Origin of the sequence: Budvicia aquatica DSM 5075 = ATCC 35567 (genome assembly GCF_000427805.1) — a bacterium.
GTDB lineage: Bacteria > Pseudomonadota > Gammaproteobacteria > Enterobacterales > Enterobacteriaceae > Budvicia > Budvicia aquatica.
In genome coordinates this window covers 1-12978 of the sequence record NZ_ATYS01000023.1, presented here as the reverse complement: position 1 = coordinate 12978, position 12978 = coordinate 1, and the positions used below count along the sequence as shown (strand labels likewise).

Annotated in this window: 12 protein-coding genes and 1 tRNA gene; 6 read left to right on the top strand and 7 right to left on the bottom strand. The window is 42.2% G+C overall.

Annotated features, from left to right (window positions below):
• Position 1 precedes the first annotated feature (1 nt).
• The 3 genes from tssF to dnaQ form a co-directional block, all read right to left on the bottom strand.
• Entirely contained in the window at positions 2-1759 is a 1758-nt protein-coding gene (gene tssF / locus YWE_RS0110415; protein ID WP_029094475.1) for a type VI secretion system baseplate subunit TssF, read from the bottom strand.
• A gap of 1030 nt (positions 1760-2789) precedes the next feature.
• Positions 2790-2866 (bottom strand) — tRNA-Asp (locus YWE_RS0110410).
• Between the two features lie 117 nt (positions 2867-2983).
• Positions 2984-3739, bottom strand: a complete 756-nt coding sequence (gene dnaQ / locus YWE_RS0110405) for a DNA polymerase III subunit epsilon (RefSeq protein ID WP_029094474.1) — start codon at positions 3737-3739, stop codon at positions 2984-2986.
• A 57-nt stretch (positions 3740-3796) separates the two neighbouring features.
• Between dnaQ and rnhA the strand changes: the two genes are divergently transcribed.
• Entirely contained in the window at positions 3797-4264 is a 468-nt protein-coding gene (gene rnhA, locus YWE_RS0110400) for a ribonuclease HI (protein WP_029094473.1), read from the top strand.
• An 11-nt stretch (positions 4265-4275) separates the two neighbouring features.
• On the opposite strand, the gene YWE_RS0110395 is transcribed toward rnhA, so the two are convergent.
• Entirely contained in the window at positions 4276-4998 is a 723-nt protein-coding gene (locus YWE_RS0110395; protein ID WP_029094472.1) for a methyltransferase domain-containing protein, read from the bottom strand.
• Positions 4999-5042: 44 nt separating this feature from the next.
• On the opposite strand from YWE_RS0110395, the gene gloB reads away from it, so the two are divergent.
• Positions 5043-5798, top strand: a complete 756-nt coding sequence (gene gloB, locus YWE_RS0110390) for a hydroxyacylglutathione hydrolase (protein ID WP_029094471.1) — start codon at positions 5043-5045, stop codon at positions 5796-5798.
• Positions 5799-5869: 71 nt separating this feature from the next.
• The gene (gene mltD / locus YWE_RS0110385; protein ID WP_051323284.1) at positions 5870-7393 is read left to right on the top strand and encodes a murein transglycosylase D; all 1524 of its coding nucleotides are present in this window, start codon (positions 5870-5872) and stop codon (positions 7391-7393) included.
• Positions 7394-7414: 21 nt separating this feature from the next.
• Here the strand turns inward: mltD and YWE_RS0110380 are convergent, their stop codons facing one another.
• Positions 7415-8185, bottom strand: a complete 771-nt coding sequence (locus tag YWE_RS0110380) for an endonuclease/exonuclease/phosphatase family protein (protein WP_029094469.1) — start codon at positions 8183-8185, stop codon at positions 7415-7417.
• A gap of 397 nt (positions 8186-8582) precedes the next feature.
• On the opposite strand from YWE_RS0110380, the gene YWE_RS0110370 reads away from it, so the two are divergent.
• The gene (locus tag YWE_RS0110370; protein ID WP_029094467.1) at positions 8583-9785 is read left to right on the top strand and encodes a tyrosine-type recombinase/integrase; all 1203 of its coding nucleotides are present in this window, start codon (positions 8583-8585) and stop codon (positions 9783-9785) included.
• A 184-nt stretch (positions 9786-9969) separates the two neighbouring features.
• Here the strand turns inward: YWE_RS0110370 and YWE_RS0110360 are convergent, their stop codons facing one another.
• Positions 9970-10758: a hypothetical protein gene (locus YWE_RS0110360; protein WP_029094466.1), complete on the bottom strand. Its 789-nt coding sequence runs from the start codon at positions 10756-10758 to the stop codon at positions 9970-9972.
• A gap of 119 nt (positions 10759-10877) precedes the next feature.
• On the opposite strand from YWE_RS0110360, the gene YWE_RS0110355 reads away from it, so the two are divergent.
• Both YWE_RS0110355 and YWE_RS0110350 read left to right on the top strand, forming a co-directional pair.
• Complete coding sequence (locus YWE_RS0110355) at positions 10878-11129, top strand: helix-turn-helix transcriptional regulator (protein ID WP_051323283.1); 252 nt, start codon at positions 10878-10880, stop codon at positions 11127-11129.
• Between the two features lie 90 nt (positions 11130-11219).
• Entirely contained in the window at positions 11220-11669 is a 450-nt protein-coding gene (locus tag YWE_RS0110350) for a DUF2787 family protein (RefSeq protein ID WP_051323282.1), read from the top strand.
• A gap of 394 nt (positions 11670-12063) precedes the next feature.
• Here the strand turns inward: YWE_RS0110350 and YWE_RS27050 are convergent, their stop codons facing one another.
• The gene (locus YWE_RS27050; protein WP_428829264.1) at positions 12064-12741 is read right to left on the bottom strand and encodes a 3'-5' exonuclease; all 678 of its coding nucleotides are present in this window, start codon (positions 12739-12741) and stop codon (positions 12064-12066) included.
• Positions 12742-12978: the final 237 nt, after the last annotated feature.

The following is a 12978-nucleotide window of genomic DNA, read 5'->3' as shown; positions in this document are numbered from 1 at the left end:
CTTAAATTTGTTCTCTGCTTCCTTTAATCTGAGGCAGAGTCCAGCATTCATCTGTTTGAGTATTGAAGATACGGGTAAGCAGATAGCTGCTGTCCGTAATGCAAAATACGAATACCTGTGATAACAAGGAACCAAAGCGATACATTTCACCAACGTCCGGATAAGCATTTGGATCCAGATATACATCCATTCTCAACCCTCGAACGGGGAGTCCACGGATAAGACGATCTACAGGGATACTGGACACTTTCGCTATACCGGCGAAATAGCGTTTATGCTTTTCGTAAGCCGGTAAATTCGACGTACCGTGAATATCAAAATCGAGCAGAACCTGTTTAATAGCCTCAACGTTATCTAAAAACACCGGGCTCAAAGAAAGATGCGAAATAAGCGGCCAATGCCTGTGGCTATTAATCACCGGAGCTTGCTGTAGGGTTAATGGCGTAATATTTAAAAAGGTTACTCCCGTAGGTACATCAGCCGTAGGAATACAAATATCCCCTACGGACAAATTCATTACGCTGTCATCATTTACGCACTCTAGCTGACAAACAAAATATCGATGTTCGATATTCAGAACGGGTTTACCCGCATGATCAAAAAATGAGATCGCATGCTTTGGTTGTTCACGTAAATCATTTTCAAGATCTAATTTATAATAATAGTGACCGAGATCTTTAGAAAAGCGAGTCGGAATAAAGCGAGTAATCGGGCGATATATTTCTACATCACCTCGATCGTTACTTTCAGCTTCAGTGGGTGAATATACTGACTTAACTTGGAATAATTTATGGTTTTTTTGCGTTGTTTCTAACGGGTAACGCTGCTGAACTTTACTATCAGATACAAATTGAACCGGATTGCTCATCGCTTCAAACTGGTTAATAGCAGGTACGCAGTGTAATTTAAATGAGTTCTCACTTATTACATATTCAAAAGGGAAAATTCGATTAAAATCGAAAGTCACGTCGAATACGCCCCCTTCATCTAACGGTAATTCAGACATTGCCTGAGTAAGATCTACCGTAATAAAGTCGTTTACGTGTGGGGTATAGAAATATTCCTGAAGTAGCTGTAAACGCCAAAATTGCTTTACATCAATGGGTAAAGCTAAAGATTCAAGCTCTGGCGTAAAAGTCTCTAAAATATGCTTCCCGACAAAATAAGAACGATTGGCCGATCTGACCGTTATGCTTTTAATATAACGAGATAGCCACAGTGACAGTAATCCTGCGATTGCATGATCGGTACTAAGAAAGAAAGTAAATGGTTGTAGTTGCCAGACGTCATTGGTCAGTTCCCCGGACCATTGCATGGTTAACGTGATCTTCGAACCATCACTACTATGAGCCATTTTTCGATCGATAACGGCTAAAGGTAGAACCTCAACATCTCGACTCGTTTTAAACAGATACCCTTCTTCAGCGGCTTGCCCCTTAAGATGGGTTCCCGCCCCTACATATAGCGTTTCACCACTATCTGTAGGTTTAAATTCAATGATGGTCGTTGCCGGAAGCGGCCTTAACGGCGTTGGCCACACTTCTTCCAATAGGCTATGAGTCAGTTCCGGGAAGCCATCTTCAATTTTTAGTCTCAGTCTTGCATTTAAAAATGCAGCCCCTTCAAACAAGCGCTCTACATCAGGATCAGAAGCCGATGGGGAAAAAAAATTCTCTAACTCAGGATGAACAGAAGCCCTGTCTCGGGCTAATTCTTTAAGAATTGAAAACTCGCTCTGATAAAATTCTTTTAGCTCCATCTAAGAGTATCCCACTAATATCATGACCACTATTGTGAATATATCCTTTATCCATATCCGTTAGTCCCAATATAATTAGGATGATTAGGTAACTTCGTATCAACGAATAAATTATTTTTCGCAAAATTGAGCCGATCTAAGCAAATTAAATAATCGCTGTCTACCTAGTAATTCTTACACTAAAACACCAAAACAGCTACATCCATCTAAAATAAAGGTTAAATTTAGTTTTTTGTTCTATTTTTTATCACATTAAGACCAAAATGGCTTTAAATAGTCTGTGATTAAATAATGGATATAGAGATGGGCGTTTTGCTATTTTATCTAGTTAATAGGCGCTGAAATATAACAACGCTCATTCCTGTTCAAGGGATAGTTCCCTATAGTCTCTTGCCCCGAATATAACGTTTATTTACTGCCACATCTGCCATTTTAATATTTAGTTCCAGATTATTTCCACGATATTGCTTATCTGATATTGATCATGGCTATCTATTTGTTGAAGCGTATAACGATGACATCGTAGGTGAGTAAAACGAGCTCTATAAATCTATCGTTACTGTTGAAATGGAAAATACTATTTAAAAAAACCACCATATTTGTGATGTCAGATTTACTGGAAAATTCTCGTTCGTTAAAAAACTCAAGACGCGGTTTCTGTAGCTTTCATTTGCAATGTGTTCAGTAGCTACCGATATTGTGGGCATAACGTAGACGAACACTTTATGCGCGTAAACAACAGCATGATTTGCTGATAACCAGAATGATCAAAGTACTCCAAGACAATCTGAGGAAGCTATCCTATTAGGCACTTACAAAGTGATTTGAAAAATAAACAGCGGCAGGCCGATAGAAAAGTGATAACCCATTCGGACAGAGGTAGCCAGGTATGCCTGGCCGCTACTATCAAAATAAATTAGACTAACATGATTTAATCGGCTCGATGAACGGCAGTAGGATACTGGATTGTATACTCAAATATTACAAAAAGAAAAAAGCCCATGTTAAATAATAACATGAGCCTAAATAGTGGCGGAACGGACGGGACTCGAACCCGCGACCCCCTGCGTGACAGGCAGGTATTCTAACCAACTGAACTACCGCTCCACAGTTGCTTTTCTTTGAAAGCGAAGCAGATAGTACGGTTACCCACATGGTGAGTCAATGAAAATTTACTAAAACAGCGTCATTTGCACATAAATTCAACGAAGTGCGTAAAATGGGTTAATTTATCGTCTCTTCATCAGTCGCTGTTCGCCAGAGGCAATTCCCGCCTTTTTTGGCAATCAGATCTAAGCGTGACTCATGGGCTTCTATTTCATCGTCACTGGCATAAATAACTTTCAAGGCTGTTTCAGCACGAATGATACGTTGAACTTCAGCACCTCGGGACTGTGATGCAGACTCGCCTTCGACTGAAAACGATAAAGAAGTCTGGCCGCCGGTCATGGTCAGGTAGACTTCAGCAAGTATTTCGGCATCGAGTAAAGCGCCGTGGAGAGTACGCCGGCTGTTATCAATATCCAGACGACTACACAATGCATCTAAGCTATTACGCTTACCGGGGTACATTCTACGGGCCAGCATTAGGGAGTCGGTGATAGTACAAAAAGAGTCAACTTTAGGATAATCACTGCGCAACTTGCGGAACTCATAGTCCATAAAGCCGACGTCAAACGATGCATTGTGAATGACTAGCTCAGCACCGTTAATAAACTCATAGAAGTCATCAGCAATTTCAGCAAACGACGGCTTATCCGCTAAGAATTCATCGCTAATACCATGAACGCCATAAGCTTCAGGATCCACTAAGCGGTCAGGTTTAATATAGACATGAAAATGCCGTCCCGTTAGCCGACGGTTAATCACTTCAACGGCACCAATTTCAATAATTCGATGACCTTCATAGTGAACGCCAACCATGTTCATACCGGTGGTTTCAGTATCCAGAACGATCTGGCGTGTAATTTCAGTGCTTATTGGTTCCATTTTGTGTCAGACTTACCGTTTTTAAACTTAATGACGAGTCTACCAGAGATGCAAAAACAGGTAGAAATATTCACCGATGGCTCCTGTCTGGGTAATCCCGGCCCCGGAGGCTATGGTGCTATTTTACGCTATAAACAGCATGAGAAAACCCTTAGCGCAGGTTATTTTCTTACCACCAACAATCGAATGGAGCTTTTAGCCGCTATTACGGCGCTTGAGTCTCTTACATCGCCATGCAATGTCATTCTTAGTACCGATAGCCAATACGTCCGTCAGGGTATCATGAGCTGGATACATAACTGGAAAAAACGTGGTTGGAAAACCAGTGACAAAAAGCCCGTCAAGAATGTTGATTTATGGCTACGTCTCGATGAAGCAATTACTCGACATACTATTGACTGGCGTTGGGTCAAGGGCCACTCAGGTCATGAAGAAAATGAACGTTGTGACCAACTAGCCAGAACTGCAGCAGAGCAACCAACGCTTAAAGATGAAGGTTACCAACCAGATGCATAGTGAGAAATACGCTATTTTTCATTATGCATATCTTTCGTTGCACCGACGGCCCCGCGGCTAACACGAAATCGCTTTTGAAATGCCAAAAGCGGATTCGGTGTCAATGGAATAGTCCGCTTACGGGCAATAATTAAAGTCTGACATCCTACTGCAGGAATATGGGCACTCAGTAGCGATCGCCCTTGAGGCCCCCATGGCACCACCTGAAAATGTGAATGGTGCAATACCTCATAATTTAGCAGGCTTAACCAGTCAATCATGCGCATTTTGCTGAATACGCGACAGCAGTAAGGGTGGCGATTTCTGATAAATGGAATCAGCTTCATTCCCCCGACAATACTAAAGGGGTTAAAGCCACTCATAATTAACCAACCATCATCAATTAAAACCCGATCCACTTCACGCAAAATACGGTGAGGATCTTCCGAATAAGACAGAGTATTGGCCAATAAACAGGCATCAATAGTTTTATCTAGAAAAGGTAACTGGAAGCTATCTGCGTATACCTGAATATCACAACCGGAAGAAGCAACATTAAAATGATGCGAGACCATACAAGATTGAGTATCTAATAATGCACTCAGTCTGCCTAACTTCATCAGATGAAAACCGAATAGTCTGGGCAACCAAGGTTCAAGCTGTTGCTCTAAAGCCTTGCGATAAGAATTACCGTAAGAGAGTTCATCCCAAGATGATGGCGGTGATAAAATCTTTGAGGTACGGGCAGCTCTCATGACGTATTATCTCTGTTATCTTCATCTAAAAATCAGGGGCTATCATGCATCTTATCAGGATTCCGGCATTTCAAGACAATTACATTTGGCTGTTAACCAACAATAACCCTACAACGATTATTGTGGATCCCGGTGAAGCTAAGCCCGTTATTGATGCATTAATACAACAGAATTTAGCGCCAACGGCCATTCTCTTAACCCATCACCATAACGATCATACCGGTGGCGTTGCTGAACTAGTTAGACAATATCCAGAGCTAAAGGTTTATGGTCCGGAAGAAACCCGTAACAAAGGCGCCCAGATAATTGTAAAAGAGGGAGATAAACTCAGCATTGGTACTATTCAGTTCAGCGTTACTGAAGTTCCCGGGCATACCCTCGGGCATGTAGCCTACTACTCTGAGCCTTATTTATTTTGTGGTGACACGCTATTTTCTGCCGGATGCGGAAGAATCTTTGAAGGCACGGCTAAGCAAATGTATCACTCGCTACAAAAATTAGCCTCACTACCCGATTCAACAAAAGTGTGCTGCGCTCACGAATATACACTGTCAAATTTACGTTTTGCGCATTCAGTTTTACCTGAAAACATCGAAATTGAAACATATCAGCAACAAATCGAACTGTTACGCGCACAAGGACAAGCTTCTATACCAACAGAGCTGCAATTAGAAAGAAAGATTAATCTTTTTTTACGATGCCATGAGGTTGATTTACAAAGAAAGTTAGGAATGAACGTTCCAAGTATTGAAACTTGGCAAGTTTTTGAGCGATTACGGTCAATGAAAGACAATTACTAATGCTTTTAGTTGAGTTATCTTGCTAAGCAAAGTATTATCGCTCGACTTTTAATCAACAAATGAATCGATACATGAAGGCAAGAGCGATCTTATTCGCCTCTGTGCTACTTGTCGGTTGTCAGGCAACAAATAAAGATGTCTCACAATTACCTCAAGTAGATCAGAATTTGTCTTCAGCCAGTGACTTTTTCACAGCAACTTCTCAGGTAGATAATATCGATTGGCTTATGAATGACGATGGCCAAACAGAGAAGAATATCTGGAAAGTAGTCAGCGAAGAGCTGAAGATGGAGATTCCGGATAATGACCGGATTCGCGTTCAAAAAGAGTACTACTTAAAGCATAAGAGCTATCTCCACGATGTGACATTGCGGGCTGAACCGTATATGTACTGGATCATCAGCCAAATCAAAGAACGTGATATGCCGATGGAACTGGTACTATTACCCATAGTGGAGAGCGCTTTTAACCCAAATGCCACCTCATCAGCACGTGCTGCTGGTTTATGGCAGATTGTGCCAACAACGGGTCTTTACTACGGTCTGAAACAAGACAAATGGTATGACGGTCGCAGAGACGTCGCCGAGTCTACAACGGCCGCGCTGGATATGCTGGAGCGCCTGAACGGTATGTTTGAAGGCGACTGGCTTCAAACAATCGCCGCCTACAACTGTGGTGAAGGCCGAGTTCTTCGAGCAATAAAAGACAATCAATCTAAGGGGCGCCCTACCGACTATTGGTCGTTAAGTTTACCTAAAGAAACCTCTCTTTATGTTCCTAAGCTGCTCGCCCTAAGCGACATGATTAAGCATCAGGAACGCTATAACATTTCATTGCCCAACAGCACCATAACCCGGGCATTAACCCGCATTGAAGTTGGTCAGCAAATTGAGTTAACTCAGGCTGCAAAAATGGCAGGAATGCCGTTACAAAAGCTCAAAACATACAATGCAGGCTATAAGCATAATATTACAGCACCGGATGGTCCTCACTCGATCATGCTGCCTATTGATAATGCCAAGCAGTTGAAAGAATCATTGAGCAATGGTGAACTGAACTTAGTGAATTGGGGTCAACATCGAGTTGTTAAGGGAGAAACGGTTGAGATCTTAGCAAAACGTTATGGTATTGCTGCGCAAGATATTCGCCAGGCCAACGAATTAACCGCTCAGATATCTGTGGGTCAGATCATTACTTTGCCAATTTCTGGCGAATATATCAGCCAAATAGCGGCGCAACAGACCCAAGTAGCCCAAAACGCCTCTAAACAGGCGATATCTAAAACTAAGTATACCGTCCGCAAAGGCGATACCTTATCATCAATTGCTAAACGTCATAATGTCAAAGCCAGCGATATTCAGCTTTGGAATAAAATGGCTAAAAATAGCAAACTGAAAATAGGTCAGCCTTTACAGATCGTTAGCAATAGTAACCGTAAGCGTCCGATTACATATCGGGTACGTAAAGGGGACTCACTGACAAGCATAGCCAAGCGCCACAATGTCGATATTAACGATGTTTTAGACTGGAACTCCGCATTGGCTGATGTACATAACCTACAGCCGGGTGACTCGCTAACGTTATATAAGCGATAAAATTGCTTCCACGCTAATCCACTATGGATTAGCGTGGAATTTAACGATTAACGGATTATGATCTGACGCCAGCGTTTCTAGCACTAATGCATCTGCAACCTGTAACCCTCGATAAAAAACGAAATCCAACGGCCTGCCAAATACTTTCTTACGCCTATCATTCGGAAAACGAACCTCCTGTAACCCTGTCAGAGTCGAAAAACGATATAACGAATACAAACGTTGGCGGCTCCAGGTATTAAAGTCTCCGGCCAATATGACGGGTCCGCGATGTTGCAAAATTTGCTCACCAATCGGCTTCAACTGCTGCTGATAGATATCAACGCCGAAGCTAAAGTTGACGGCATGGATATTTACCACCATCAACTGCCGGCCGTCATCTAGCGGATACACTGTAATTAATGCTGATTTAGACAGGCGCAGAAGCGGCTCACGCTCCCGTAGTGGGCAACAGTAGACTGGGTTAGCTGAAGCCAGCGTCATCACGCCATAGGCTGACTGAGGCATTATAATTGCGGGAACCTGATCGGCCGCCAGATAATTATCAGTCGCAAAATTGATTAATTCAGGCGTGGTCTGAGCCTCTTGCAAAAGCACAAGCTGACTGTCTAATGCATGGTTATTTAATACATTTAACCAGTCAGTCCGCTGCTGCTTAAATATATTCCAGACCATAACTTGCAATAGACCCGTTCCGGGTAAAACAACGCCGGAAGAACTTTCCGAATGAGGAAATATTCGTTCTGCTGGATTTTTTGCTGTATATCTAAGCGCATATGTAGGTTTCGGCACGTGACTTAACTACCTCTTTTGTGCATGTACATTCATTAACGCCAATAGCCATGTCACCTAATTCATAAAATCTGAATTGAGGTTAGGTTATATGAAAATATGCGACGACGATACTCGATAAGAAAGGAGTAAATGAGTGTTTAGAGATAGGATATCATTTTTGAACAAAAGCAAAAAGGCCAACCGTAAGGTTGGCCTTTTAATTTTAGTGGCGGAACGGACGTCTGCCATGTATGAGTCCAATACAAACCAATTCCATCGTACCAACCCAGCCATACTGCCACATTACCCAAATTTTCGTCCAATACAACTTAACCTTATATTAACTAAGCCTCTTGTTAATGGCATACTGAATGGCATACTGGCGGCATACTTAAAATAGTGGAGTTTTCAGCTCATGGCACTACTTACTGATACTAAAGCTCGTCACATTAAGCCTGATGACAAGCCACTTCCACATGGTGGAGTCACGGGCCTAGCTCTTCATCCGTCCTCGACAAAAGGCCGTGGAAAATGGGTTCTTCGTTATGTTAGCCCTGTGACCCAAAAACGTCGCAATGCCGGTCTGGGTAGTTACCCTGAAATAACCATTGCTGAAGCTGCTAGATTGGCGCAAACCATGCGCGAACAATTAGCCTCTGGATATGATCCTCTAGAGCTCAAAAAAGCAAAAACCACTAAAATTATTATTCCCACCTTTGAAGAAGCCGCCAGACAAGTCCACACAGAATTGCTACCCGGATGGCGTAATCAGAAACATGGTAAACAATGGATATCCACACTTGAGCAGCACGTGTTTCCCATCTTAGGCTCGGTGTATCTTAACGAAATCACCCCAGCAAATGTGGCTGACGTACTACGCCCTTTCTGGATGAAGATCCCTGAAACCGCCGGTCGAGTTAAGCAACGTATCCATAAAGTCATGCAATGGGCATGGGCTCACGGACATTGCTCTGCTAACCCAGTCGATGTCGTTGACCACCTTCTTCCTCAGCAGGTCAGCGTTAGTATACGCACAGAGCATCAACCGGCCATGCCATGGAAGGTCATACCTTTATACCTAGCCTCCCGCGTCTATAGTCACGAGCGCTATAACGTTACCCGCGCATTACTACTGTTCACGATTCTGACCGCCAGTCGTTCAGGTGAAGCTAGAGCCATGTGCTGGACCGAGGTCGATTTTAAACGCAATATCTGGACCATTCCCCCTGGTCGCATGAAAAGTGGTATAAGGCATCGGATACCACTATCTAGCCAAGCTGTCGAAATACTTAGGCAGATGAGAGGATTACATGAAGAGCTAGTCTTCCCCTCTCCACGAAAGCAGATAGTACTGACTGATATGGTTCTGACTTCTTTTCTGCGCAGAACCAAGGCTATCAGTGATACTCCTGGCCGCTATGCCGTCGCCCATGGATTTCGTTCTAGCTTTCGAGATTGGTGTAGTGAGCATCACTATTCTCATGATATAGCTGAGCGAGCCCTCGCCCACACGATTAAGAATAAATCTGAAGCAGCCTATCATCGCACTGACCTGCTGGATGAACGCCGTTCAATGATGCAGGTATGGGCAAATTATGTGTTTTCTTCAGTTGGATAACATTTTCACTGCGCCTTTCGGGGCGCTTTTATTTTTTACCGCTATATCTACATCGAAAACCATTTTCATATAAGTATTGCCTTAAGCGTCAGAGACTGACGTAAAAAACGCAGAAGTTCGAATAATCGAGGTCCCGAATAAATGGCGTAGGCAAGAGATGCACTGAATCCCGCCAGCGACGATATCATTTAATATTATTTTTTCTAATCACCGCCTCATCAAATTCAGCTTTAAGATCTCCACTTGCCCATGTTGTTATAGTTTCGTGTAGTGAATTGGGATTGTCACGCCACCATTTTGGATATTCCTTTTCAAGGTAAGACAAGAACGCATCAATAGCATCCTTTTTGGTTATCCATCCACCTTCTGGCACATATTTCTTGAGATATTCTTTAATCCAAGTTTTAAGGTTGTTAGAATGTTCATGTCGCTTCATCCCACCTTTTCTTGAGTTCTGTTTTTTATCTGCATATTCAAACTTATTCTTTAATGAATAATACTTTGGTGATTTCCGGCTATCATCCCCAGCAACGCAGTAGCTTATAAAAACGAAAGCATCAAGTAGTACTCGGCATCCTTCCTTTTTTTCCAAAGAATCATATTTATGCTGCCCCCAATAAAAACACTCCATTGCCAGAGGTAAATAACTACATTGATATTTATTCAGACGATAAAAAAGTAAGCCTCGAGGCACACGACTTGAGATACTTTCATTAAATTCTTTGTTATATACAAAAGGCTTCTCCACCATCCAGCCTTCAATTTCTTCGTAAACACAAAGACAACTTAACGTTCTGAGTTTGAATCCTTTAAGTGCATCAATGGCCTCCTGCTTACAGTTGCGAAAGGTATTCAGATATTCGCTTTCACCAGCCTCTTCGAGCTGTTCCCCTAATTTACGATACTGTTCATCAAAAGCATCCAACATCTCTTGAAATACGTCATCAAAAAAATTTTCGTTCATATTTTCCATTAAAAGTAAATCCTTCTAGTGTTCTTAATTAAAAAAAATACTACCAGTCTACAGACCATTCAGCTAGGTCGGCAAGATGAACTCACCGAAGCAAACATGTGAAATAGAAGGAAAGATATATGTTATTACATAGCCATACCCAGCAAATGCCTGACAACACAAACACGGCACTACCACTAAAAGTACTGAGGTTGAAAGATGTTGTGAAAAAGATGGGTATATCTCGCTCAACAATATACGACTGGATCAATCCCAAATCACCCCGGTATGACCCAACATTTCCACGACAGATTCCATTAGGTAAAAAATCTGTTGGCTGGCTGGAGTCAACGCTGAATGAATGGTTAATGCAACGCCACACACCGGTCTAAAATAAATCGCCAAATATGACTAAAACCCGAGAGGTGGCAAAAACCACCTCTCTTTTTGTTCACAACAAACCATAAGAATGAGACATATTCATGAAAATAAAATCTAACCGATTAAAACGAAAAGCACCGCACTTAACTATTACCTGTGATTTACCTATTTTTAAACCCTTCATTACCCTGCTGGCCAACGTTATCGAACGTCACCCAAAAGTCTTCAGCATTACGCTCAATTACAGCAATGCGGACTATACGGCAGAAACGGGCGGTTACCGCCCTGTGGAAATTAGACTAGAAAGGAAACAGGGAAATCACTGGCATATCTGTTACGTAACCGAGTTTACCTATATGGCGACACCATTTGGTCAAGAATCAACGTATGCCATTGATTTTGACTTTAGTCGGGAGTTGGGGTATCAGCTTGGTATGACACCTGAGCCTATTGCTGCCTACGGCCCCCTGTATAGCCTCTGGCAACGTAACTTCTGCCGTTACCATTCCCATGACATCTATCAGTGTAAGACCAGCATTGAGGAGGCATAAGTATCTATTAAGGCATTTGGTATGATTACCCCAATTTAGCTTTTTCACGCTCCCCTATCTAACACCGTTCCAAAATCACATTTGTAATGCCTAACAGTATTCTATTTATTGTTTTATCGATAAATACTATTTTTGATGCGCTATTTTAGCGAAAACATAAAGTAAAACCTAAATACACCNATTNAGCATTGGTTAATACGNNTGTATCCGTCAATTATCAACACTACTGAGACTGAATTGTCTGCAAAATAAATTACCCTGACGAACACCAGTCAGGGTAATTTATTATTCCCTTCACACAAATTATTTTTTTGCTTCTTCTTGTTGGGTTCTACTCAAACAAAGTAAAAAATAAACAGCTTGGTTCCATCGAAAATTGACGAGNTGAGTANCGCTAANTACCACGATGGTTGAATGAGTTTTCCANACTTATACTGAGTGCATTATTTTGATGCCAGGTTACCAGCAAATGCTGAGTTGCTCGTGTAAATCCGACATATAAGCGACGCGCTTCATCCGCTAAATCATGACCATCATTGAGAATATGGCTACTGTCGATAACNGCGACCGAATGAAACTCTAATCCTTTGCTGCTGGGTAAGGGGAAAATACTCACGTTGTCATCTGACGGGTTATACCGTTTTTTATCATACGCAGTAAAAAAGTGACTGTGAGGAATATCCGTATCAGCCANCGCTTTTTCAAGGTATTTACCGACGCTGTTAGAAGGGCAAAGGATNGCCATATCCCGCCAGCAAATGCCTTCAGAATGCTCACGCTTTATCCATGAAATAAGATAGGACACTTCTTTTGATAATGATTCAAATGACTTTAACTCGGGGGCCACACCTTGCATTCCCGCCGCCTCTGGCGGCATAAATGCCGTATGCATATCATCACGTGAATCAAAATGTTGCTGTGCAAAGCGATAGGAAAATGCAAGGATCTCTTTAGTATTCCGGTAATTCAGTCGTAATACCGATGTGCGTCCCTGAGCTTGGATCCCTACACTGGCTAGAGAAAATCCCAATGCCCCCCGTTTTCTGTAAATAGATTGGGCGTCATCATACATGAAAAGAAGTGCATTCGTTTTTGTATCCACCATCTGAGTAACGAGNGCTAACCAGGCAGAATCAAAATCATGCCCCTCGTCAATCAAGAGTGCGCCATATTGCTCCTTCGGTATCTTACCCTCTTTCACTGCATCAATAACAGCCTCAACATGCTGCTCCCAAGGATTGCCCTCAAAAGCGTCAACATTAACATGATATTGTTGGCATTGATCTTTACACCATCCATGAAAATGAAA